Source organism: Bradyrhizobium sp., from assembly GCF_016213215.1.
GTDB lineage: Bacteria > Pseudomonadota > Alphaproteobacteria > Rhizobiales > Xanthobacteraceae > Bradyrhizobium.
Genome location: NZ_JACRAW010000110.1, coordinates 1 through 21,946 on the forward strand (window position 1 = coordinate 1; position 21,946 = coordinate 21,946).

General features: G+C 64.9%; 21 protein-coding genes and 2 tRNA genes. 16 read left to right on the forward strand and 7 right to left on the reverse strand.

Going from position 1 to position 21,946, the window contains the following annotated elements:
* Window positions 1-1,256 (reverse strand): acetate--CoA ligase (locus tag HY852_RS19005; RefSeq protein WP_291606335.1); only part of this gene is annotated, 1,256 nt, incomplete at its 3' end.
* Window positions 1,257-1,643: 387 nt separating this feature from the next.
* Between HY852_RS19005 and HY852_RS19010 the strand changes: the two genes are divergently transcribed.
* Window positions 1,644-2,810: a DNA topoisomerase IB gene (locus HY852_RS19010; protein WP_291606336.1), complete on the forward strand. Its 1,167-nt coding sequence runs from the start codon at window positions 1,644-1,646 to the stop codon at window positions 2,808-2,810.
* A 104-nt stretch (window positions 2,811-2,914) separates the two neighbouring features.
* Here the strand turns inward: HY852_RS19010 and HY852_RS19015 are convergent, their stop codons facing one another.
* The 3 genes from HY852_RS19015 to tsaD form a co-directional block, all read right to left on the reverse strand.
* Window positions 2,915-3,328 (reverse strand): EVE domain-containing protein, encoded by a 414-nt coding sequence (locus tag HY852_RS19015; protein WP_291606382.1) that lies wholly within the window; start codon window positions 3,326-3,328, stop codon window positions 2,915-2,917.
* A 134-nt stretch (window positions 3,329-3,462) separates the two neighbouring features.
* Complete coding sequence (locus tag HY852_RS19020; protein WP_291606337.1) at window positions 3,463-4,443, reverse strand: NAD(P)H-dependent glycerol-3-phosphate dehydrogenase; 981 nt, start codon at window positions 4,441-4,443, stop codon at window positions 3,463-3,465.
* A gap of 2 nt (window positions 4,444-4,445) precedes the next feature.
* Window positions 4,446-5,513 carry a tRNA (adenosine(37)-N6)-threonylcarbamoyltransferase complex transferase subunit TsaD gene (gene tsaD, locus HY852_RS19025; protein ID WP_291606383.1) on the reverse strand — a complete coding sequence of 356 codons (1,068 nt, stop codon included), beginning with the start codon at window positions 5,511-5,513 and terminating at the stop codon, window positions 4,446-4,448.
* Window positions 5,514-5,652: 139 nt separating this feature from the next.
* Here tsaD and HY852_RS19030 point away from each other — a divergent pair, with 139 nt between their 5' ends.
* The 4 genes from HY852_RS19030 (at window position 5,653) to HY852_RS19045 (ending at window position 9,734) form a co-directional block, all read left to right on the forward strand.
* The gene (locus HY852_RS19030; RefSeq protein ID WP_291606338.1) at window positions 5,653-6,399 is read left to right on the forward strand and encodes a uroporphyrinogen-III synthase; all 747 of its coding nucleotides are present in this window, start codon (window positions 5,653-5,655) and stop codon (window positions 6,397-6,399) included.
* Between the two features lie 64 nt (window positions 6,400-6,463).
* Entirely contained in the window at window positions 6,464-7,675 is a 1,212-nt protein-coding gene (locus HY852_RS19035; RefSeq protein WP_291606339.1) for a hypothetical protein, read from the forward strand.
* 19 nt (window positions 7,676-7,694) lie between these two features.
* Window positions 7,695-9,554: a heme biosynthesis HemY N-terminal domain-containing protein gene (locus tag HY852_RS19040; RefSeq protein ID WP_291606340.1), complete on the forward strand. Its 1,860-nt coding sequence runs from the start codon at window positions 7,695-7,697 to the stop codon at window positions 9,552-9,554.
* Window positions 9,555-9,658: 104 nt separating this feature from the next.
* Window positions 9,659-9,734: transfer RNA gene (locus HY852_RS19045), tRNA-Thr, on the forward strand.
* 133 nt (window positions 9,735-9,867) lie between these two features.
* Here HY852_RS19045 and HY852_RS19050 read toward each other — a convergent pair.
* Window positions 9,868-10,917, reverse strand: coding sequence for a polysaccharide deacetylase family protein (locus HY852_RS19050; RefSeq protein ID WP_291606341.1), 1,050 nt, complete (start codon window positions 10,915-10,917; stop codon window positions 9,868-9,870).
* Window positions 10,918-11,164: 247 nt separating this feature from the next.
* Between HY852_RS19050 and HY852_RS19055 the strand changes: the two genes are divergently transcribed.
* The 4 genes from HY852_RS19055 (at window position 11,165) to HY852_RS19070 (ending at window position 13,222) form a co-directional block, all read left to right on the forward strand.
* Window positions 11,165-11,443, forward strand: coding sequence for a hypothetical protein (locus tag HY852_RS19055; RefSeq protein ID WP_291606342.1), 279 nt, complete (start codon window positions 11,165-11,167; stop codon window positions 11,441-11,443).
* A 129-nt stretch (window positions 11,444-11,572) separates the two neighbouring features.
* A complete protein-coding gene (locus HY852_RS19060) occupies window positions 11,573-11,788 on the forward strand; it encodes a hypothetical protein (protein ID WP_291606343.1) in 216 nt (71 codons plus the stop codon).
* Between the two features lie 220 nt (window positions 11,789-12,008).
* Window positions 12,009-12,752: a hypothetical protein gene (locus HY852_RS19065; protein ID WP_291606344.1), complete on the forward strand. Its 744-nt coding sequence runs from the start codon at window positions 12,009-12,011 to the stop codon at window positions 12,750-12,752.
* Between the two features lie 146 nt (window positions 12,753-12,898).
* Window positions 12,899-13,222 carry a hypothetical protein gene (locus HY852_RS19070; RefSeq protein WP_291606345.1) on the forward strand — a complete coding sequence of 108 codons (324 nt, stop codon included), beginning with the start codon at window positions 12,899-12,901 and terminating at the stop codon, window positions 13,220-13,222.
* 17 nt (window positions 13,223-13,239) lie between these two features.
* On the opposite strand, the gene HY852_RS19075 is transcribed toward HY852_RS19070, so the two are convergent.
* Window positions 13,240-14,928: an MFS transporter gene (locus HY852_RS19075; RefSeq protein WP_291606346.1), complete on the reverse strand. Its 1,689-nt coding sequence runs from the start codon at window positions 14,926-14,928 to the stop codon at window positions 13,240-13,242.
* Between the two features lie 228 nt (window positions 14,929-15,156).
* On the opposite strand from HY852_RS19075, the gene HY852_RS19080 reads away from it, so the two are divergent.
* The 6 genes from HY852_RS19080 to HY852_RS19105 all read left to right on the forward strand — a co-directional run bounded on the left by HY852_RS19080 (window position 15,157) and on the right by HY852_RS19105 (window position 21,198).
* Window positions 15,157-16,545 carry a cytochrome P450 gene (locus HY852_RS19080; RefSeq protein ID WP_291606347.1) on the forward strand — a complete coding sequence of 463 codons (1,389 nt, stop codon included), beginning with the start codon at window positions 15,157-15,159 and terminating at the stop codon, window positions 16,543-16,545.
* A gap of 49 nt (window positions 16,546-16,594) precedes the next feature.
* On the forward strand, window positions 16,595-18,007 hold the full coding sequence (locus tag HY852_RS19085; protein WP_291606348.1) for an adenylate/guanylate cyclase domain-containing protein: 1,413 nt from the start codon (window positions 16,595-16,597) through the stop codon (window positions 18,005-18,007).
* Window positions 18,008-18,178: 171 nt separating this feature from the next.
* Window positions 18,179-18,655: a TerB family tellurite resistance protein gene (locus HY852_RS19090; protein WP_291606349.1), complete on the forward strand. Its 477-nt coding sequence runs from the start codon at window positions 18,179-18,181 to the stop codon at window positions 18,653-18,655.
* A 220-nt stretch (window positions 18,656-18,875) separates the two neighbouring features.
* Window positions 18,876-19,655 (forward strand): SDR family oxidoreductase, encoded by a 780-nt coding sequence (locus HY852_RS19095; protein ID WP_291606350.1) that lies wholly within the window; start codon window positions 18,876-18,878, stop codon window positions 19,653-19,655.
* Window positions 19,656-19,840: 185 nt separating this feature from the next.
* The gene (locus tag HY852_RS19100) at window positions 19,841-20,350 is read left to right on the forward strand and encodes a nuclear transport factor 2 family protein (protein WP_291606351.1); all 510 of its coding nucleotides are present in this window, start codon (window positions 19,841-19,843) and stop codon (window positions 20,348-20,350) included.
* Between the two features lie 35 nt (window positions 20,351-20,385).
* Window positions 20,386-21,198 (forward strand): enoyl-CoA hydratase, encoded by an 813-nt coding sequence (locus HY852_RS19105; RefSeq protein ID WP_291606352.1) that lies wholly within the window; start codon window positions 20,386-20,388, stop codon window positions 21,196-21,198.
* Between the two features lie 192 nt (window positions 21,199-21,390).
* On the opposite strand, the gene HY852_RS19110 is transcribed toward HY852_RS19105, so the two are convergent.
* Window positions 21,391-21,466, reverse strand: a tRNA-Ala gene (locus tag HY852_RS19110).
* 186 nt (window positions 21,467-21,652) lie between these two features.
* On the opposite strand from HY852_RS19110, the gene HY852_RS19115 reads away from it, so the two are divergent.
* Window positions 21,653-21,943 (forward strand): YggT family protein, encoded by a 291-nt coding sequence (locus HY852_RS19115; protein ID WP_291606353.1) that lies wholly within the window; start codon window positions 21,653-21,655, stop codon window positions 21,941-21,943.
* Window positions 21,944-21,946 lie beyond the last annotated feature (3 nt).

Here is a 21,946-nt window from a genome sequence, read left to right on the forward strand (position 1 = left end):
AGGATGCCGCCGGTCTCCGTCTGCCACCAGGTGTCGACGATCGGGCAGCGGTCGTCGCCGACGACGCGGTGATACCACTCCCACGCTTCCGGATTGATCGGCTCGCCGACGGAGCCGAGCAGGCGCAGGCTCTTGCGCGAGGTCTTCTTCACCGGTTCGTCACCTGCCTGCATGAGCGCGCGGATTGCGGTCGGCGCCGTGTAGAAGATGTTGACGTTGTGCTTGTCGACGACGTTCCAGAACCGCGAATTGTCGGGATAGTTCGGCACGCCCTCGAACATCAGCGTGGTGGCGCCGTTCGCCAGCGGTCCATAGAGGATATAGGTGTGGCCGGTGACCCAACCGACGTCGGCCGTGCACCAGTAGATGTCGCCGTCGTGGTAGTCGAACACGTATTGATGCGTCATCGCGGCATAGACGAGATAGCCGCCGGTGGTGTGCAGCACGCCCTTGGGCTGACCCGTCGAGCCTGACGTGTAGAGGATGAACAGCGGGTCCTCCGCATGCATGTGCTCGCACGGGCATTCCGTCGTCACCATGGCGGCGGCTTCGTGGTACCAGAGGTCGCGCGAGGGGTTCATGTCGACCTTGGCGCCTGTGCGCTTGACGACGACTACCCAGTCGACTCCTTCGGTCTTGGACAGGGCGGCATCGACATTGGCCTTGAGCGGGACCTTCTTGCCGCCGCGCAGGCCTTCGTCGGCAGTGATGATGATGTTGGATTTGCAGTCGTTGATGCGCTGGGCGAGGCTGTCAGGCGAGAAACCCGCGAACACGACCGAGTGGATGGCGCCGATGCGCGCGCAGGCGAGGATCGCGTAGGCCGCTTCCGGGATCATCGGAAGATAGATGGTGACGCGGTCGCCCTTCTTGACGTTCCGGGTGCGCAGGATGTTGGCCATCTTGCACACTTCGTCGTGCAGCTCACGATAGGTGATGTGCCTGGACTGCGAGGGGTCGTCGCCTTCCCAGATGATCGCGGTCTGGTTGCCGCGCTTGGCAAGGTGCCTGTCGACGCAGTTGTAGGCGGCATTGAGAACGCCGTCCTCGAACCACTTGATCGAGACATTGCCGGGCGCGTACGACCAGTTCCCGATCTTGTGCGGAGCCTTCATCCAGTCGATGCGTTTGGCATGCTCCGCCCAGAAATCGTCCGGATCCGAGATCGAGCGGGCGTACATTTCCTTGTACTTGGCCTGGTCGACCCAGGCGCGCTTCGCCCATTCAGCAGGAACGTCGTAAACCTTCTCGGACATTTCACCCTCCACCATGCGGCAAGCCGAAGACGCGTGCGGCCGGCCGTTTTGATCGTTGCACCAATTATGCTTTGGGCTATCTGGACCCGACAAGCGCGACAAGCTGAACCTTCGAGCATGCGACCATGAGGGGGGCAAACTGCGTCGTATTTGCAAATATAGGCCCGGGCGTGCGGTTCTGACGCGTTTTCGTTAAGTCCAAAAAGCCGACTCCTCTGCGGCTGGAACCTCAGCAGCGGTATTTTGACACCGCCGTTCACCGAGTCGGGACTCGCAATGCGAGCCGGAACCCCCTAAATGCCTCTTCCGGGCAAGAGCTGCCCTGCCGGAACGAAAATCAAACAGCCGGCATTTAGTTCGGAAACAGTGCGAGTAGGCGTCAAAAGAATGATGGATCAGCAGAATTTTGCGGCTGCACGGCCGGGTTCTTCCGTCGATCCTGACGCTATCGCCCTCGCCAAGGCACTCGGACAGTGGCCCAAGCCCGCCAAACCTTCCCTGCCGAGGAGGGCAGACGGCGCTCCGATCCACCCTTCGGTGGAAGCGCTGGCCAGGGAACTCGGCCTGCGGCTCGGAGATCAGAACGAACTCACCATCCGCCGCATCCGGCGCGGAAAGAGCTATGCCTTCGTCCGCGCCAACGGATCTCACATCCGCGATGCCCGCACCATCCGCCGGCTGCACGCCATGGCGGTGCCGCCGGCCTACCGCGAAGTGCGTTACTCGGCCGACCCGACCTTGCACTTGCAGGCGGTGGGGCGCGACGCCGCGGGCCGGCTGCAATACCGCTATCACGCCGATTGGGAAAAGGTGCGCGAGCAGCGCAAGGCGCATCGGCTGGCAAAGCTGGTCGGCGCGCTGCCGAAGATCCGGCGCAACGTTTCGGCGATCCTGTCCGGCGAGGAACCGACGCGTGAATTTGCGCTCGCCGCCGTCATCGAGCTGATCGCGCGTACCGCGATCCGTCCGGGCAGTGAGTCCTACGCCCGCCTCAACGGTACCCGCGGTGCCGCCACACTGTTGAAATCCAATGTCATGCTGGAAGACGACAGCCTGGTGCTCACGTTCAAAGCCAAGGGCGGCAAGGCCGTGCGCAAGGAATGCGACGCAGCCAAGCTCGTGCGCGCCATCGGCATCCTGCGCAGCGTGCCGGGCAGGCGCATGTTCCAGTACCGCGATCTCTCCGGGACCGTGCGCGCCGTGAACACCACGCAGGTCAACGCATTCCTGCGCGAGATCGCCGGCATCAAGATCTCGCTGAAGGATTTCCGCACCCTGATGGCTTGCGCGGTGGCATTGGAATCGTTGTCGCGGGTCTCTCCGGCGGCGAGCGCCCGCGGCCGCAAGAAACAGGTCCTGGAGGCGATCCGCGCCGCAGCCGGCGAGCTGTCGAACACGCCCGCGATCTGCCGCAGGAGCTACGTCCACGACACCATCGTCACCGCGTTCGAAGAAGGCATCCTCGAGCGGTTCGCCGCGACCATGAAGGGCTGCCGCTCGCAGTCCAGGCGGGAACAGCTGCTGGCGCAGGTGGTCGCAACCGCGGCGGCTTAAGAAGCTTGTCATGCGCGGGCTTGACGCGCGCATCCATCGCAAAAGAGTCTTTGCAAAAGTGTCCTAGAACGATTGATTGCCGGGTCGAGCCCGGCAATGACTGGTTATAGCCCGCCCATCTTGCAGACGAGCTTCCATTCCTCCGGCGTCACCGGCTGCACCGACAGGCGCGAATATTTCACCAGGGCCATGTTGGCGAGTTTCTTCTCCGCCTTGATGGCCCCGATCGAGACTGGCGTCTTCAGCGGCCTGTCGGCCTTGATGTCGACGCAGACGAACTTGCCGGTCTTGTCGGTGGGATCGGGATAGGCTTCCTTGATGATCTCGGCGATGCCGACGATCTCCTTGCCTTCGTTGGAATGGTAGAAGAAGGCGAGGTCGCCCTTCTTCATATTCACGAGGTTCTGCCGGGCGGTGAAATTGCGCACGCCGGTCCAGGCCTCGCCCCTGGCGCCGTTGGCGACCTGCTGATCCCAGGACCAGGACGACGGTTCGGATTTCACGAGCCAGTAATTCATGATGCGCCCTGTCTGTGCCGCCATGGCCGGCTCGAAGCGCAACTGCGCGCCTGATCACGACCATCGGCGAATGTTGGCATACCTAGATACCAAGATGCGGACGCCCGCGACAAGCGCGCGCATGACCGCTCGGGCTATTCCTCTGCCTTGAAGGGACGCGACAGCAGGCCGTCGATGGCGGCTTCGATGGTGATCGCTCCGCCCAGAATCGCCGCAACGGCCTTCGACACCGGCATGTCGACGTTTTGCAAATCCGCGAGCTCGACCAAGACGGGCGCGGTGAACTCGCCTTCGGCCAGCTTTCCGGAGGCGGGCTGCTGCCCGCGGCCGAGCGCAACCCCGAGCGCAAAATTGCGCGACTGCGGGCTCGAGCAGGTCAGGATCAAGTCGCCAAGCCCGGACAAGCCCACCAGCGTCTCGCCGCGTGCGCCGAGCGCGCGGCCGAAACGGGCGAGCTCGGCAAAGCCGCGCGTGGTCAGCGCTGCCTGCGCCGATGCGCCGAGCTTTCGTCCCACCACAATCCCGGCCGCGATGGCCAGCACGTTCTTGGCGGCGCCGCCGATCTCAACTCCCCGCACGTCGGTGGTGTGATAGAGCCGGAATGTCGGTGAGCCCATCGCCTGCACCAACCGGCCCGCCAGCGCCTCTTCGGCGGCGGCCAGCGTCACCGCGGTGGGAAGACCGCGCGCGACATCATCGGCAAAGCTTGGACCTGAGAGAATCGCCGGGCGCGACGTCGGCGCAGTCTCCGCGATCACCTCGGTCATGAATTTGTGTGTGCCGCGCTCGATGCCCTTGGCGCAGGCGACCAGCGGCGTTGCCGGAGCAAGGTGCGGCGCGAGCGCATGCACCGCCTCACGCAGGTGCTGGGCAGGAGTGACGATCAAAACGATGTCACCGTTCGCCGCCTCCTGCAGATCGTGGGTGACGACGATCTCGGCTGCCAGCCGCACGCCCGGGAGCTTTGGATTCGCGCGTGTCGTCGCGATCGACGCCGCGCTGCGGGCATCGCGCGCATAAAGCATGACGTCCCGTCCGGCGCGGGCCGCCACGGTGGCTAAAGCGGTGCCAAAGGCGCCGGCGCCGATCACCGAGACGGATTGCAGCGTCCGCATTGCTAGAACCCCGCGCGGGAATGGGCAAAGCCGGCCGGTGCCTTGGCCTTGGCATCGAGCAGCCAGCGGGCGCGGGGCGGCGCGTCCATGGCATCGGTCAGGCCGAGCGCGAGTCGCTCCGCTCCAGCCCACGCGATCATGGCACCGTTGTCCGTGCAGAGCGCCGGCGCCGGCATGATCAAGCGGGTCTGCGCCTTGTCGGCCACCTCATTCAGCGCGGCCCGGATCGCCTGATTGGCGGCAACGCCGCCGGCGGCGACGAGCGCCTGCGGGGCGCCGAACTGCTCACGAAACAGCTTCAAGCCGACCGTCAGGCGATCAGTGGTCGATTCCAGCACGGCTGCCTGGAAACTCGCGCACAGATCATTGATATCCTGTGCCTGCAGCACGCCGAGCCGACTGACCTCGTTGCGTACCGCCGTCTTCAGCCCGGAGAGCGAGAAGTTGGCATCGGGCCGCCCCAGCATCGGCCGGGGAAACGGAAACCGCGCCGCATCGCCATTCGCGGCGGCGCCTTCCACCTGCGGTCCGCCCGGATAAGGCAGGCCGAGCATTTTCGCGACCTTGTCGAAGGCCTCGCCGATCGCATCATCGACGGTGGTGCCGAGCCGCACATAGTCGCCGACGCCGAGTACGGCGACGATCTGGGTATGTCCGCCGGAGGCGAGGAAAAGGCAGTAGGGAAAATCGAGTCGGTCGGTCAGGCGCGGCGTCAGCGCATGCGCTTCGAGATGGTTCACCGCGATCAAGGGCAGGTCCTGGACCATGGCGATGGCCTTGGCGGTGGTCAGTCCGACGATAACACCGCCGATCAAGCCAGGGCCGGCGGCGGCGGCGACCGCCGACAGCTGGGCGTAGCCGAGCCCTGCTTCCTTCATCGCCTGGTCGATGATGCCGTCGAGCAGATCGACATGGGCGCGCGCGGCAATCTCCGGGACCACGCCGCCGAAACGCGCGTGCTCCTCGGTCTGCGAACGGACGACGTTCGACAACATGCGCCCTTCGCCGCCGCGCCCGCGTTCCACCACGGCAGCGGCGGTCTCGTCGCAGGTGGTCTCGATTCCCAGCACCAGGATTGGCGAGTTGTTATCCAATTTGCGCCCTTGCGCTCACCCGTGAGCCAGCATTCTGGTAAACCCCGGTAGCATTCCGAGGTCGCAACGTGCAATCGTCCGTTGGGGTCCTGTGCGACTGCCGAAAGATCCGGTTATGGCCATTCTTGTCACGCGACCACACCCTGACAGCGAGACGACCGCGGCGGGGCTGCGGGCGCGAGGCTACGAGGTGCTGCTCGCGCCGGTCTTGAAATTCGAACCGGTCGCCTTTCACGACGATGATGAGATGGAGTATGCCGCGGTCATCGTCACTTCGGCCAGCGCGGTCCGGGCGGTTGCGCCGCAACTGAAGGACAGCCGCCTGTTGAGCCTGACCCTGTTCGCGGTCGGCGAGCGTACCGCATCGGCGGCTGGCGACGCCGGCTTTGCCAAGGTGATCGTAGCCGGCGGCGACGCGGCGATGCTGCGCGACTGCGTGCTGGACAGCGTGCGGAGCAGAAAGCTGAAGAAAGGCTCGACCCTGCTCTATCTTGCCGGCGCGGACCTGTCGCGCGATCTCGCCGCCGAACTCGGCGCGCACGGTTTCAACGTGGTGACGCAGACGACCTACCGCATGGCGCCAATTGCCGGCTTGCCCCGGCAAGTCTGCGAAGGTTTTGCCAATCACCAGATCGAAGCCGTCCTGCACTATTCCACGCGCAGCGCGCGCGCCTTCCTGGACGCGACGCGCGCGGAGGGTGTCGAAATCTCGGCGCTGGCGATTCCGCAATGCTGCCTCTCGGAAAACATAGCCAGTGCGCTGCGCGAAGCCGGCGCGGCGCAGCTTACCGTGGCAGCTTCTCCGGACGAAAATGCCCTGTTTGACGCCTTGGAGCGTGCTTTGCGCCCCCGTTTGGCGTAAGAGGACCGAATCCGGTCCGCCCGGGTTGAGACCAAGTTGCAAGTTGTTCAAGGGAACCCCCGTCATGGTCGACGATACGCCTGAGGATTCAGGACCGGCTCCCGATGCCGGTCGCCCCAAGCGGACGCCGCCGACCATCGACCTTGAGGCAGCGGAAGTCTCGACGGCGCCGCAAGCGCCGACCGGCGAGGCCAATTCGGAGCCGAAGCCCGCACCGGAGCCGGCGAAGCCTGAAGCCGGACCGGAGCGCGCGCAAGACACGGCATCGATTTCGCCTTCGATTTCGCCTTGGGTGATCGCGCCGTTTTCGGGCGCAGTGGCCGCCAGCGTCGTGATCGCGGTCGGCTGGATGCTGGGCTGGCCCGCCGTTCAGGCCCCGCCGCCCCCGCCCCAGGTCAGCGCGGCGTCGGTCGACGCGCTGGCCGGCCGCGTTGCCAGCCTCGAGGCCAAGACGAGCAAGCCCGCAGCGCCGGTCCCCGATCCCGCGACCACGGCGCGGGTTGATGCGCTGGAGAAAACCATCAGCGCATTGCGCAATGACGTCACCGGCCTGCGCGCGCAATCGGAAAAGCTTGCCGGTCTTCTCAGCGAAGTGAAATCGGCGCCGCGTGATGCCGCTGCTGCAGGGCCGGACCTTTCCGCGCTCGAAGAGCGCACCGCCCAGCTCGAGCGTGCCGGCCGTGCCGAACGCGCCGAAATCGCGCAGCAGGGCGAAAAGATCGCCGAAGCGAAATCGGTCGACGACATGCCGCTGCGCCGCGTCGTCGCGGCGGCGTTGCTCGATGTCGCCGTGCGTCATGGCGAGGCCTACGCTTCGCTGCTGTCGGCGGCGAAATCGCTTGCGCCTGACCCCGAATTACTCAAGCCGCTCGACGAGTTCGCAACTTCGGGCGTGCCCAATCCCGCAGCGCTGAGCCGCGAGCTGTTGAACGTGGTACCGAAATTGTCGCCGCCGGCGGAGACTCAGGGCGGCGGAACGGGCGTCGTCGATCGCCTGCAGGCGGGCGCGTCGAAACTGGTCCGCATCGAACGCACCGATGGCGTCGGCAACGGTCGCGGGGCCATTGTTGCCAGAATCACCGCGGCGGCGCTGCGCAACGACATGGCCGAGGCGCGGCGGGAGTTGAAGACGCTCGAGCCGGCGGACCGCGCGCCGGCGCAAGCCTGGCTCGCCAAGACCGATGCGCGCGACGCAGCGCTGGCCGCATCCCGCAAATTCGCCGACGAGACGATGGCTGATCTTGCCAAATCGGCGCAACAGAAGTCTGCTCAATAGTCGGCGCCGTAGGATTTTCATGCTTCGCATCGTCCTGTTTCTGATCCTGATCGCGCTGGCGGCGGCCGGCGGAGCCTGGGTCGCCGACCAGACCGGCGATGTCACGCTGAGTTGGGGCGGTTGGCGCGTCACGACGACGATCCCGGTGTTTGCGCTGGGGATCGGCCTGGTCGCCGTCGCGGCCGTCGTCGCATGGAGCATCGCGCGCGGGCTCTGGCGCACGCCGGAGCGGATGAGTCGAAGCCGGCGCGAACGCCGTCACTCCCGCGGCCGTCACGCCATTACCCATGGCCTGCTGGCGATCGGGCACGGCGATTCGGACGCGGCGCGCCGGCATGCCGAAGCCGCACGCCGCCACACGCCTGATGATCCGCTGGCGCTGCTCCTCCATGCCCAGGCGGCGCAGCTCGAAGGCAATCGCGAAGAGGCGCAGCGCGCCTTCCGCGCCATGGCTTCGCGCAAGGATACGCGGCTGTTCGGTCTGCGCGGACTCTTCATCGAGGCGCAGCGCGCCGACGATGCGGTCGCCGCCGTCATGATCGCCGAGGAAGCGATCAAGCTTGCGCCGTCATCGACCTGGGCCTCGCAGGCGGTGCTCGGCTTCCGCTGCGCGCGCGGCGACTGGAGCGGCGCGCTTTCGATCCTGGATTCCAATTACGCCACCGGGCTGATCGACAAGGCGACCTATCGCCGCCAGCGCGGCGTGTTGTTGACCGCGCGCGCCATGGAGTTCGAGAACACCGATCGCGACCTTTCGCGCGAAAGCGTGATGGAAGCGGTGAAGCTTGCCCCGACCCTGGTGCCCGCCGCGGTTCTCGCCGCGAAGTATGAGAGCGAGGCGCATCAGGTGCGGCGCGCGATGAAGATCGTGGAGGCGGCATGGCTCGCCCACCCGCATCCCGATCTCGCCGATGCATATTCCCATGTGAAGCTCGGCGACTCCGCCCGGCAGCGACTGCAGCGGGTCGAGACGCTGGCGGCCAAGGCGCCGGGCCATGTCGAAGGCGCGCTCGCGATAGCACGCGCTGCGATCGATGCTGCCGAGTTTGCCCGCGCACGCGAGGTGTTGGCGCCGTTCGCGGATGACCCGACGCAGCGGGTCGCGCTGCTGATGGCGGAGATCGAACGTACCGAACATGGCGACAGCGGCCGGGCCCGCGCCTGGACTTTGCGGGCGGTGCGCGCGCGGCATGATCCGGCATGGACCGCGGACGGCTATGTCAGTGATCGTTGGCGCCCCGTGTCACCGGTTACCGGAAGGCTCGATGCCTTCCAGTGGCAGACTCCCGTTGCCAGCCTGCCTTCGGCCAAGGGGGCGACGATCGAATCCTCGCCGTTCGAGGAAGCCATGCTGGCGGCGCCGGCGCCCCGGCGGATCGCCAGCGAGGGTTTGGCCGAGCCGCCACGCGAGACAGCCCTCCAGGCACCAGCGGCTGCGGCGGCTGCAGCCCAGGATAACTCTCCGCAAGACGGTAACGCGGCCGAGCCCGCGCCTGCGGAACCCGAAACCGTGGAAGCCAAGACCGTGGGAGCCAAATCCGACGGAGCCAAGTCCGATGGAGCCAATGCCACGGAGGCCAAGCCTGCCGAATCCAGGCCCGTCCAGCCCGGGCACGTCGAATCCCAGCCGGCGGAAGCCGATCCTGTCGCGCCAGCGGCCGAATCAACTCCGGTCGCCGCCACGCCCCTGTTCCGGTCCCGTGCCGACCTCGGCAAGTCCGCTCCAGCGCCGACTCCGGCCGTCATCCCGATCGTGCACCCGCCCGATGACCCCGGCATCGACGACGAGGGCCCGAGCGATGAATTCGTGGAACAAATCGGAACGCCGAAAGCGCACGGCGGTACCTGGCGCGGCTTCTGGTCCCGCTGGGTCGGCTAGACGGGCGAGTTAAGGCCCGCTTGTTCTTGCCATTTTCGGCCGTGCCCGATATCAGGGGCGCGTGTGTTTGGGGCCGCGCGCACAGGCTCGGCCCCGCATGGTCCGCCGCAATAGCTCAGCTGGTAGAGCACGTCATTCGTAATGACGGGGTCGGGGGTTCGAATCCCTCTTGCGGCACCAGTCCTGCTGGTGAGCCGCGCGCCTTCACTCGATGGCCCGAAACATCGACGGCCGGAACATCTGGCGCGAAGAGGCGCGTCGCCCCTTTTACCCAGCCATTACGCAGGTGAGGCGGTGCGGCGACCCGGAATCGCTACTGCGAAACTGTCTGCACCACGCTCGAGATCGGTCGCGAGGACGTCGCCGCCGTTGCCGGCATCCTGATGCCCTTGAGCAGCGCCTCGTCATATTCCGGCATGGTCTGCAGCGGCACCTTCGCCTTCATCTGCACGACCTTGTAGCCGCCGGCCTTCAGGCGGCGCAGCAGCGTCGGCAGCGCTTCCCCGGTGTGCTTCTGGAAATCGTGCATCAGGATGATGCCCTTGCCGACCTTGTCGAGCCTGGTCATCACCGTGTTGACGATCTTGTCGGGCGTGCTCTCCTTCCTGAAATCGAAGGAGTCGAGATCGCATGAGAACATCGCGACGTTGCGCGTGCCGAAATAGTTCACGATCGCCGGATTGTGCTGCAACTGCGGGAAGCGGAAGAACGGCGCGGGGTTGGTGCCGAGCGCGAATTTCACGGCGCTGAAACCCTTCTCGACCTCGTCCCTGGCCTGCTGTTCGGTCAACTTCTTGCTGTTGAGGTTGACGTGCGACCAGGTGTGCGTACCCACGGTGTGGCCGGCGGCCGCGACCTGACGCAGGATCGCGGGGTGGTAGGTGGCATGCTTGCCGACTGCGAAGAACAGGCCTTTGGTGCATTCGTCCTCCAGGGCCTTGAGCACCGCAGGCGTGTTTCCAGGCCACGGACCGTCATCGAAGGTCAGAACGACTTCCCTGTCGGTCAGGAAATCGAACTGCTTGAAATGCTCAAAGCCAAATCCCGGTCCGCCGGTGGTGTCGATTTCGACGATGCGGCCGACGCCGAGCGCATCCGGATTGGCACACGCGGCCTTCTGGAGAACCGGTGTAGGCGGTGCAGGGGGCGCGGCTGGCGCCACCGGCCTGTTCGACACTGCGGCTGTGGTTTCAACGTCGTCCCTGGCTGCAAGCCTGGCCGGATTCGGCAGCGGCTCGGCGGAACGGGCGGCCCTCGTTTGGGGCGCGATCTGCTCGGCGCGCGAGGAGGTAAACAACCACACTCCGGCGATGAGAACCGCCGCAACAAGACTGGCCAGCATCAGGCCCAACGCACTACGCATCGCTACTCTTTCCACGCAACTGAACAGGCGCATCACGTCCGCGCCGATCCATTAATGCGAAGGAAGTGTTAACGCCGCACCAACACGGCGCCGCTTTGGGTGGAATTCCAGGCGGATCGACCTTGCGTGACGCACCTCACAGTCAGGGCTTTTCCCGTGACTGCCGTCACAGTCGTCAAAGGGCGGAAGGCGCATGGTGGGTCCATCCGCAAACGGGCCCGCCTAGCGGTGCCAATGGGAGCCCAAGATGACCGCCTCTTCAAGCCGTACGCTTCGCCAGGCCGGGTTGGTGCTGGCTTTCACTGTCGCCCTTTCCACCCTGTCCTCGACCGCGGGCCTCGCCTACACCGCCGAGGCGCAGCAGATGTGCACCGGCGATGCGTTCCGCCTGTGCAGCTCCGAGATCCCCAACATCCCGAAGATCACGGCCTGCATGATCAAGCACCGGAGCGACCTCAGCCCCGGCTGCCGCGCCGTGATGGAGCGGGATCTCGCCAAGGGGAAGAAGGTCGCCGAATCGCAATAACCCTGCCAGGGCGGCGCAGAACGAGCCTGCGCCGCCTCGATCGTGTCGCGCCCCCTTCGACAAATCCGTTGCGACGCGAATGCCGGCGCTCTAGCCTCGCCCCAAGGTTCCGGTACGAGGCGTGATGCGATGACCAGACTTCTCCTGATCGTTCCCTTCATTCTTATGGCTTCAGGCGCTTTGGCGCAGCAGAAGAAGGGCCATGATGCCTGTGCACGCGATGTTTCGCGGTTTTGCCGCGCCGTGATGGACCAGGGTGATTCCGTCGTGCTCGCCTGCCTCAAGCAGCACCGTGGCCGCCTCAGCAAGGCCTGCGATAGAATCCTGACCGAGCACGGCCAGTAATCCATTCGCGCTCAGCCCATCCGTGCGGCAAGATGCGAAGGCAAGCGCCGGCAACGCGACACGGATGCTCAGTGCATCCGCCATCCTGTCACATCCGGATCTTCGCGCCGTCCTGAAGCGGCAAGCGGCGGCTTTCCTTTGCGTCGAGCAGGAAAAGCCGCGAACGGCTACGATATTCGGTGACCAGCAACGTTATCTGCTGGCGCAGCTGGCGCTGGCCATGGCGTTCGAAAACGATAATGACGGCTTCCTGCTCGCGCATTTTCTGGATGCAGTCGCCGCCTATGGAATTGCCAGCCGCAACACGGCCTACAGTTTCGTGCGGGAGATGATCCAGTACAACATGGGCGCCTACGGAGAGCCGCAGCGCGACCGGCGCAGACGCCCCCTGATCGTGACGCAACAAACAAGAGAGGCGATCGGATCGTGGGTGCTGATCCATCTTGGATCGCTTGATGCGCTGGATGGCGGCGGCCGTTGTGCGAAGTTTCGGGAGAGCCCTCGTCTTCTCACCGAACTTCACCCTGCGATTGTTCGCCGCATCCTCTCGTCGAAAACGACTACCGAACCCGACGGGACATTCTCGCTGTTTACCTGGATGAAGGATGGTGGGCTGGTCATGGACAGCATGATCGCACGGCTCCAGGACCATCCGCCAGGGGCTTCACGCATTTGCACGACCATCGCTTCGTTCGAGGAATTAACCGGATCTGTTCGCATTACCCGTACGCATCTCGCTCGCAAGATGGCACTGGCCGAAGCCGACGGCCAGATCGGCTGGCGAGGCAAACGAGGCGCGTCCACCCTGTGGATGTCGAACGGGTTCATTGCGGAATATGATGCGTATCAGGCCGACAAGCTCGCCAACATCGACGCGGCATTTTGCGATGTGCTCTCCAGGCGCGAGGTGGCGGAGGCGCGGACGCAAATTCATTCCAAAAATGTTCCGCGCGATTCGCGCTGATCCTGTGTAATGAGCGCCACAGGTCATTGGCCGCCAACGCCCAGCCTTGGTGAGGGTAGCGTCAGCTCCGCGGCGCCCGCTCGGCACGAGCCGCTCAGGCCATGGCCATCGCTGGTTGAACAGAAAGGATGAACTGCATGAAGAGAATGATCGCCACCGTCGCGTGCCTGCTATCGATGGCAAGCGCCGCCACAGCGAGCGATTATGCTTTCCGCCTCCACAACAGGGCTGAGGGCTATACGATCAACGGCTTTTACACCTATCAGGATGGCCGATGGAGCGACAACTGGCTCGACAGACGTCTCAAGCCCGGTGAATCCGTCGGCATGGATTGGCACAGCAACGAGGGCAGCTGCATCGTGCCGTTTCGCGTGAGCTGGGATGATTACGGCGCCGACGAATTCAGGCTCGATTGGTGCAAAGGTGTCCACAACGTATACATGAAGGACAAGGGCTTCAGCTGGGACTGACCGCCTTGGCGGCCGGGCTACGTGCTGCTGCCGGCCGCGCTCGCGACCACCGGCAGCACTTCGTCCGTGGCGCGATCCGGTGTGTCGTCCTTCCAGCGCACCGATCCGAACGGCCGCTCCAGCATGCGGCGGATCCGCACCGGCTCCGGGCCCAGATGGAATTCGATGGCGCGCTGGTACAAGGTGCGCTCCGCCTGGGTGGCCCGATTGCGCTGGCGCAGGTAATCGAGCCAGGTCGGGCAGTGATAGCGCTCGGTCCACAACTCGGGATCGGCGATGTCGCGCGCGATCGACCAGCCATAGGCGCCGTTGCGCTGCCGGCTGAGCTGAATGTCCTGCATCACATTGTGGAAGGCGCGGGCGTTCTCCTGCGCGACGCGATATTCGATTTCGACGACCAGCGGCCCGCTCCGCCCCGTGAGTGACAGTCGGACTTCCGGATCGGCAAGCAGCTCGGCGTCTTCATGACGCGCGCCGACGGGCGGCATGGACAGCCAGATCCCGAGCAGCGGCGAGACCAGCATAACGGCGGCGGCCACCAACAGGGCAATGTCGACCCCGACAGCATCGGTGAGATGGCCCCAGCCCCAGCTTCCGATCGCAATCCCGCCGGAGATCGAGGCGTGGAACGCGGCAAGCGACCGGCCGGCAACCCAGCGCGGCGCCGACAGCTGCACGCCGATATTGAACAGCGCAATGGCCGCCATCCACACCGCGCCGGCGAGCACCAGGGCCACCGCGGTCAATATGGCCTGCTGACTGAGCGCGACCGCTGCCATGGCAAAGGCCATCGCGATCGTGCAGGCGCGAACCGCGGCCTCGCCGCTCATCCGCTTGCGCAACGCGGTGATGCTGACCGCGCCGATAACTGCGCCCATGCCGAAGGCGCCGAGCATGATCCCGTAGGTTCGCGCGCCGCCATGCAGGAGGTCGCGCGCGACCAGCGGCATCAGCGATATGACCGCGCCGCCGATAATCCCGGTCACCAGGGTGCGCGTCAGCACGATCTTGATCGATGGAGAGTTGGTGATGTAGCGCACGCCCGAAACCATAGCGCGGTTGAGCCGTTCGCGCGGCAGCCGCGAAGGTTCGTTGACGCGCCGCCACAGAAACAGCACGGTCAGGAGCGGAAGGTAGAGGATCGCATTGGCGGCAAAGGCCGCGACCGCGCCGGCCGCCGCAACGATCACGCCGCCGATCGCCGGGCCAACGCTGCGTGCGATGTTGTAGCTGATGCCGTTGAGCGCGACCGCCGCCGGCAAGGTATCCGCCGGCACCTGCTCGCTGACCGAGGATTGCCAGGCCGGACCGAACAGGGCGTTGCCGCTGCCGACAACGAAGCAGAAAGCCAGCAGGATTTCCGGTGTCACCAGCTTCAGCCAGGCCAGCACCGCGAGCGCGGTCGCGCCGCAGAGCGCGATCGACAGCGAGACCAGCGCCACCTTGCGGCGATCGTACATGTCGGCGATGGCGCCCGCCGGCATCGAGATCAGCATGATCGGCAGCATCAGCGCGGTCTGCACCAGCGCGACCTTGTCGGCCGATGACGTCATCTGAGTCATGGCCCAGGCCGCGCCTACCCCCTGGATCATAAGGCCGAGGTTGGACAACAGGCTGGCGAGCCAGATGCGCCGGAACACGTTGTGCCGCAAGGGGGCTGTGATGCCCTCGGCGGCAAAGGTCGGGCGTTTCGGCTGCTCCGTCATATCCCCGTCCGTTTCGGCTGGTATCCATACCCTTGGATCACCAGCCAGTGATGCCCGGGAAAGTCCCGGTCTGTCCAGCAGTTAAGCTTGCGCAGGCGGGAACGATGATGGTCCAATGCCGAGAATGTCTTGGCGTGCGCGGCCGGGCTGGTTGGCGAGTTCGGCGCGCAGCATTGCGGTCGCGGAACCGACTTCCTAGCTGTTTCCGTGCAACATTGCGGGAGAGCCATGAGCATCGCGGAAAGCTACGACACACCGGCGACGCGGAAACCCCTCGTGCCGCCCAGTTCGCCCCGCGCACCCGAAGACATGACGGCCATCGGCCGAATGGCCGCAATCCGCCATAACGTGATCTCCACCTGGGGGCCCCGCGCCTACCAGGAGGAGATCATCCAGGGCCGCTTGCTTGGGCGCAGTAATTTCATCGTCAACCAGCCGGACGCGATCCGCCATGTGCTGGTCGATAATTACGAGAATTATACCCGTACCCCGGCGGGCTTCCGGGTGCTGCGCCCGGTACTCGGCCAGGGCGTCCTGATCGCGGAAGGCCGCGCCTGGAAGCACCAGCGCCGCACGCTTGCGCCCGCTTTCACGCCGCGCGCCGTCGCAACGCTGATCCCGCACATGATCGCCGTGATCGCCGGGACGATTGCGCAATTGCGCGACAATGCCGCCCGCCCGGCCAATTTGCGCGAGATCATGCAGCACATGACGCTGGAGATCGCCGGCCGCACCATGTTCTCCTTCGGGATGGAGCGGCACGGCCCCGCGTTGCGCGATTTCGTGATGGAGTATGGCGAGCGCCTGGCGCGGCCGCATTTCCTCGATCTGCTGTTGCCGCTGTCATGGCCAAGCCCGCAGGACTTTTCACGCGCGCGTTTCCGCAAGCGCTGGACGCGGTTCGTCGACACGCTGATGACCGAGCGCCGCGCGGCCGGCAAGAAGGAGGGCGCACCTCCGCGCGATCTGTTCGACCTCCTGGACGCCGCGCGAGATCCCGAGAGCGGCGCCGCCTTTTCCGAGGAGCAGCTCCGTGACGAAGTGGCGACGATGATCCTTGCGGGTCACGAGACCACAGCCACCGCGCTGTTCTGGGCGCTTTATCTTCTGGCGCTCGACCCCACCACCCAGGAAGAGGTTGCGGCCGAGGTGAAGAGCGTCACGGAACGCGGCGCCCTCGAAGTCGAGCGGCTCGCATTCACGCGAGCCGTGGTCGACGAGACCTTGCGGCTCTATCCGCCGGCATTCCTGATCGCGCGCTCGGCCGCGGGGCCGGACACCATCGCCGGCCTGCCGGTGCACAAGAACGACGTCATCCTGATTTCGCCCTGGCTTCTGCATCGGCATGAGAAGCTGTGGCGCGATCCCGAAGCCTTCGTTCCGGCGCGCTTCCTGCCCGGAGCGCCGCCGCCGGACCGCTTCGCCTATCTGCCGTTCGGCGTCGGTCCTCGCATCTGCATCGGCGCCCATTTTGCCCTGGTGGAGGCGACCCTGGCGCTCGCCAGTCTCGTCGGCGCGTTCCGGATTTCCCTGGTCGATACCCGGCCCGTGACGGCGGTCGGAGTCGTAACGACGCAGCCGGATTATTCGCCGATGTTCTCGATTACGCCGCGTTGATGGGGAGTTTTGCCGGGGGTCCCACTGATCTTGCGAAAGGTTCAGGACCATGAGCGACATTCGGGCCCAGTTCGCCCTGCTGAAGCAGACAGCCGATCCGGCCGTGGTAGACACGATGCAGCACGTGGTCGAGAACGGCGAGGACCACGAGCTCAATCGCATCAACGTCCTTGATTTCTCGAAGCAGGCCGGCCTCGACGAGGAGCGGGTCATTTCGGGCTTCCTCCACGCCGCGCGGAACGGCCTGTTCGATCTGACATGGAACGTGCTCTGTCCCGGATGTGGCGGCGTGCTCGGCGCCCACGGCACGCTGAAATCGCTCCGTCCCGACGACTATCATTGCGGCCTGTGCGCCTGCGGCTACGAAGCCTCCGTCGACGAGCAGGTCGAGGTCGCCTTCACCGTCAATCCGCGGGTCAGGCGCATCGCCGCGCATGACCCCAACACGCTGCCGGTGTGGGACTACTACAAACAGATCTTCTGGAGCTCGGGCGTCGACTTCGACAAGGAATCATTCGCTACGCTTGCCGACGAGGTGACGCTGGAGACGCTGGAATTGCCGGCCGGCGAGAAGGCGGTGCTTGCGCTGCAATTGCCGAGGGAATTCGTGATCGTGTTCGAGCCGGTCACCCACTCCGCGCAGTTCATCGACGTCCAGGGCGAGCCCACCAAAGAGCGTCAGCAGCTCGCGCTCGTCTATAACAAGACGCCGACGCCGACCGGCGGAACCAGGATCATGCGCCCGGGCCCCTTGCGGCTGGCGCTCGAAAACCAGGCCGACCTGCGGGTGCTGCCGTCGGTCTTCGTCGCGAACGATGCGATGCATCGGCTGATCGGCAAGCGCAAGCCGTTCCTCACCGCCAAGCGCATGCTCTCCAACCAGACCTTCCGCGACGTCTTCAAGGCCGACAACCTCAATGTCGACCAGCGCCTCAAGATCACGTCGCTGACGTTTCTGTTCACCGATCTGAAGGGATCGACTGCGCTATACGAGCGCGTTGGCGATCTCGCCGCCTTTGACCTCGTGCGCGCGCATTTTCACGCCTTGCTCGACATCATCGCGTCCGAGAAGGGCGCTGTGGTGAAGACGATCGGCGATGCCGTGATGGCGACATTCGTCCGGCCCGAGCATGCGATCGTCGCAGGCTTGCGGATGCGCGCCGCCATGGATGAATTGAACCTGCAGCGCGGGACCGACGACCTGATCGTCAAGATCGGCATCCATGAGGGCCCGTGCCTTGCCGTGATGCTTAACGAGCGGCAGGACTATTTCGGCCAGACCGTCAACATCGCCTCGCGCGTTCAGAGCCTGTCGACCTCGCAGGAGATCCACATCACCGGCCCGGTGCTGGAGGTGCCTGAGGTCGCCGCGATCCTGGAAAGGGAGGCGATTACGCCGATTCAGAAACATGCCGCCCTACGCGGCATCGCCGACAGGATGGTGGTGTACGAGATTCCGTGAGCGGCTTTGTCATCCATCCGGGTTCGATGATTTCGTATCGCCCCGGAAACCGGAACAGCCGAGATCGCGTAACGCAATCCCTGCCGATGGGAACCGGCGCGGATTGCGCTGGTTGGGTCTGCGGATCATATATACGGTCGCGAGCGCGACGTCCGTTATCGGGTAGGGAAGATGCTGGAAGGCCTACGCCAATTCATCGCCGACGTGGTTTCCCCGCATGCGCATCCGGATCGCGCATTCGACGACACGGGTTACCGCCTCGCCGCGACGGCATTGCTGATTCACGTGATCTCGCTCGATGGCGCTCCCTCGGAAGCGGAAAGGCGCAAGCTGCACAGCCTGATCGAAAGTCATTTCGGGCTCGACCGCGGCACCGCCGACCGGCTGATCGCCGAGGCCACCAACGTGGAGGGCGAGGCGGTCGACCTCTATCATTTCACCAGCGTGATCGTGCGCTCCATAAACGAGGAGGGCCGCCGTCGCATTGTCGAAATGATGTGGGAGCTGGTCTATGCCGACGGCGCCGTCACCGAGTTCGAGGACAATGTGGTGTGGCGCGCTTCGGACCTGCTCGGCGTGTCCGCGCAAGTCCGGATCGAGCTGAAGCGCGTGGTCGCCTCAAGGCGCGGGTTTGCCGTCGCAAACTGAGTCATGGCGGCGCGATCGCCGGTCGTCTCGTTCGCCGGCATGACAAAAGTTTAATGTGCGCCCCCGCCGGCAAATAAACCGCAGCAAAACAGCGATTTCGCCGTGTCCCGCGCCATCCGCGAACCCAGCTATGCGGAGACGGCCGCTTGCATCCGACGCGCCGGCTATGTTCTCGTCGATTCCGTTCAATTTGGTTTCGAATGTTTAAGAGATCTCCATCGTGACGGAGCGTGTGACGCTGATTACCGGTGCCTCGGCAGGCATAGGCGCGGAACTGGCTCGGGTATTTGCCGCGAACGGGCATCGCCTGGCCCTGACGGCTCGGCGGGTCGATCGCCTCGAGGCGCTGGCGAACGAAATTGCCGCTCGGGGCGCCGAGAGGCCGATCGTTATTCCCGGTGACCTGGAGCAGCCGGATGCTGGTGACAAGATCGAAGCGGCGCTTGCTGCTGGGGGGGTCGAGCTCGAATACCTGGTCAACAACGCCGGGTACGGCGTGTTCGGCGAAGCCATCAAGCGCGATCAAGCCGAGCAGCTCGGCATCATCGCGGTCAATATTCGTGCACTGACCGATTTGTCGTTGCGGTTTGCAGATACCCTGATCAGAAACCGCGGCGGCATTCTCAACGTCGGCTCCGTCGCCGGCTTCCTGCCGGGGCCGGGCATGGCGGTCTATTACGCCTCCAAGGCCTATGTGATCTCGTTCACCGAAGCCTTGCGCGGCGAACTGGGGCCTCGTGGCGTTCGCGTTACCGTGCTGTGTCCGGGTCCGGTTCCGACAGAATTCCAGGCGCGCGCCGGATTTGCCCCGGGATTCGATTCGGCGATCCTCAATGTCTCCGCTGCGGATGTCGCGCAAGCCGCCTATCGCGGGCTGATGGCCAACAAGCGTATGGTGCTGCCCGGCCTCGGCATCAAGCCGGTGCCCTTTGCGCTCCGTCTGTTTCCCCGCGCCTTCATCCTCGCGGCGGTGCGCCTTTTCCAGATGCGCAAACGGTGACCGAGCAATCGACCGGCCCGGACCGCGGCACTTTAATGCCGAATGGACCGTGCGCGTGCCATTCCGCGCGCAAGCCCCGGCATGGCGCATAGGACACCGCCGCTCTTCGCCGGCTTGCGAGATCCGTAAGTGTGTTAGGCTCTCGGCAAGCTCGCCGACCAACAGGCGGGCGCAAGGGAGGCGACATGACCAGTGAGGAGTTCGCGGCACTGCTGGACGAATTCACGCGGTCCGCCGAATCCGGCGACGGCGCCCGCTTCGCCCGGCATTTCACCGAAGACGCCGTCTATTACGACTACATCTACGGCCCGCATCGCGGCCGTGCCGACATCGCGCACATGCTGGCAAACCTGTTTCACCGCGATGCGACGGATTATCGCTGGGAAATGTTCGATCCGGTGTTCGTTGGCAATCAGGGCTATGCCTGGTCGCTGTCGAGCTTCACCTCGACCATCCCGCAATTTCACGGCAAGCGCGTCGTCATCGACGGCATGAGCCGCTTCGTGATCCGCGACGGGCTGATCGCCGAATATCGCGAATCGGTCAACGGCGGCGTTGCCATGATCCAGCTCGGCGTCGAGCCGGAGCGCATGGCGAAGGTATTTTCGCGCTGGGCCGGATGGCTCACCGATCGCCCGGAAACCAGGGCGTATCTGGCGCGGCCGAAAGGCTCGCGCGCCGGCTCCGAGCGCTAACCGAACAACAACAACAAGCCGCAGGGGAAAGCGTCATGAACTACGAGCACATTCTGTACGAGGTAGCCGAGAAAATCGCGACCATCACGCTCAACCGGCCAGACCGCATGAACGCGTGGACGCCGGTCATGGAAAGCGATGTGCGTCATGCCATGCAGACGGCGGCTGCCGACGACAATGTCCGCGTGATCGTGCTGACCGGTGCCGGCCGCGCCTTCTGTGCCGGTGCCGACATGGATGCCCTGAAGGGCCTGGATCCCGATGATATCAGGCGCGCCACCAGCCTGCCGCCGTTCGACATGAACCGCGGGCCCGATTGGCAGACGCGCTACGGCTACTACCCTTCGATCGCAAAACCGATCATCGCCATGATCAATGGTGCAACCGCCGGTATCGGGCTGGTGCATGCGCTCTATTGCGACCTGCGCTTTGCCGCCGACAACACCGTGTTCACCACCGCCTTTGCGCGCCGCGGGCTGATTGCCGAACACGGCATCAGCTGGATGCTGCCGCGCATCGTCGGGCACGCCAACGCACTGGATCTCCTGTTGTCCGCCCGGCGCGTCTCGAGCGAGGAGGCCTTGCGCATCGGGCTTGTCAACCGGCTCTGTTCGCCGGACCAGCTGCGCGAGCAGACCTATGCTTACGCCCGCGACCTTGCCGATTTTGTCTCGCCAAGCGCCATGGCGGTGATCAAGCGCCAGCTCTACGACGTTCCATTCCAGACCCTGGCGGAAGCCACCATCGACGCCAACCGCGAGATGCTCATCGCGCTTCGAGGCAGCGATTTCCGCGAGGGGGTCGCAAGCTTCATGGAAAAACGGCCGCCGCGGTTTACGGGGAAGTAGGTTACCCTTCGGCTAACGCGTGGCGTAGCGCTCACCACAGCGTCATTCCGGGATGCGCCGTTAGGCGCAGGCTCGGAATCCATAACCCCAGTCCGTGGTTATGGATTCCGGGCTCGCGACTTCGTCGCGCCCCGGAATGACGGTATGGAGACAGGCAGGCGCTGCGCCACAGGAAGGCCGAAAGGCGAAGCGTGGTGGAGCCAGGCGGGATCGAACCGCCGACCTCATCATTGCGAACGATGCGCTCTCCCAGCTGAGCTATGGCCCCGTCGTCGCCGCATCTGGTGGTCGCGGCTGACAATCGGTCGCCATTTAAGTCCGCGCCAAGGTCAAGTCAAGGACGGCCAGACCCCCGTTTTCGGCGCACCTGGCGCCAAGTTCCCTTGTTTGCCAGGGGGGGAACCGGTATTTAGCAAATTGTCCGATTCAGGGCCCGGAGCCGAGTTTCAAAGCCATGCGTGCTGTTCTCGACATCATCATTATCGTGCTCGATCTCTACGTCTGGCTGCTGATCGCCTCGGCGATCCTGTCGTGGCTGATCGCCTTCAACGTGGTGAATACCCGCAATCAGTTCGTCTCGGCGGTGGCGGAATTCCTGTACCGGATCACGGAGCCTGCGCTGGCCCCGATCCGCAATCTCCTGCCCAATCTCGGCGGCATCGATATCTCGCCGATTATCCTGATCCTGATCATCCTGTTCGTCGAACGGGTGATCATGTACTACGTCTACCCGAACGTAGTTTGAGGG

Bases quoted from the DNA above. Each gene is read 5' to 3' on its own strand.
- HY852_RS19010 (WP_291606336.1), top strand. From the start codon at position 1,644: ATGATGGATCAGCAGAATTTTGCGGCTGCACGGCCGGGTTCTTCCGTC.
- HY852_RS19015 (WP_291606382.1), bottom strand. From the start codon at position 3,328: ATGAATTACTGGCTCGTGAAATCCGAACCGTCGTCCTGGTCCTGGGAT.
- HY852_RS19020 (WP_291606337.1), bottom strand. From the start codon at position 4,443: ATGCGGACGCTGCAATCCGTCTCGGTGATCGGCGCCGGCGCCTTTGGC.
- HY852_RS19030 (WP_291606338.1), top strand. From the start codon at position 5,653: ATGGCCATTCTTGTCACGCGACCACACCCTGACAGCGAGACGACCGCG.
- HY852_RS19035 (WP_291606339.1), top strand. From the start codon at position 6,464: ATGGTCGACGATACGCCTGAGGATTCAGGACCGGCTCCCGATGCCGGT.
- HY852_RS19040 (WP_291606340.1), top strand. From the start codon at position 7,695: ATGCTTCGCATCGTCCTGTTTCTGATCCTGATCGCGCTGGCGGCGGCC.
- HY852_RS19050 (WP_291606341.1), bottom strand. From the start codon at position 10,917: ATGCGTAGTGCGTTGGGCCTGATGCTGGCCAGTCTTGTTGCGGCGGTT.
- HY852_RS19055 (WP_291606342.1), top strand. From the start codon at position 11,165: ATGACCGCCTCTTCAAGCCGTACGCTTCGCCAGGCCGGGTTGGTGCTG.
- HY852_RS19060 (WP_291606343.1), top strand. From the start codon at position 11,573: ATGACCAGACTTCTCCTGATCGTTCCCTTCATTCTTATGGCTTCAGGC.
- HY852_RS19065 (WP_291606344.1), top strand. From the start codon at position 12,009: ATGGCGTTCGAAAACGATAATGACGGCTTCCTGCTCGCGCATTTTCTG.
- HY852_RS19070 (WP_291606345.1), top strand. From the start codon at position 12,899: ATGATCGCCACCGTCGCGTGCCTGCTATCGATGGCAAGCGCCGCCACA.
- HY852_RS19075 (WP_291606346.1), bottom strand. From the start codon at position 14,928: ATGACGGAGCAGCCGAAACGCCCGACCTTTGCCGCCGAGGGCATCACA.
- HY852_RS19080 (WP_291606347.1), top strand. From the start codon at position 15,157: ATGAGCATCGCGGAAAGCTACGACACACCGGCGACGCGGAAACCCCTC.
- HY852_RS19085 (WP_291606348.1), top strand. From the start codon at position 16,595: ATGAGCGACATTCGGGCCCAGTTCGCCCTGCTGAAGCAGACAGCCGAT.
- HY852_RS19090 (WP_291606349.1), top strand. From the start codon at position 18,179: ATGCTGGAAGGCCTACGCCAATTCATCGCCGACGTGGTTTCCCCGCAT.
- HY852_RS19100 (WP_291606351.1), top strand. From the start codon at position 19,841: ATGACCAGTGAGGAGTTCGCGGCACTGCTGGACGAATTCACGCGGTCC.
- HY852_RS19105 (WP_291606352.1), top strand. From the start codon at position 20,386: ATGAACTACGAGCACATTCTGTACGAGGTAGCCGAGAAAATCGCGACC.
- HY852_RS19115 (WP_291606353.1), top strand. From the start codon at position 21,653: ATGCGTGCTGTTCTCGACATCATCATTATCGTGCTCGATCTCTACGTC.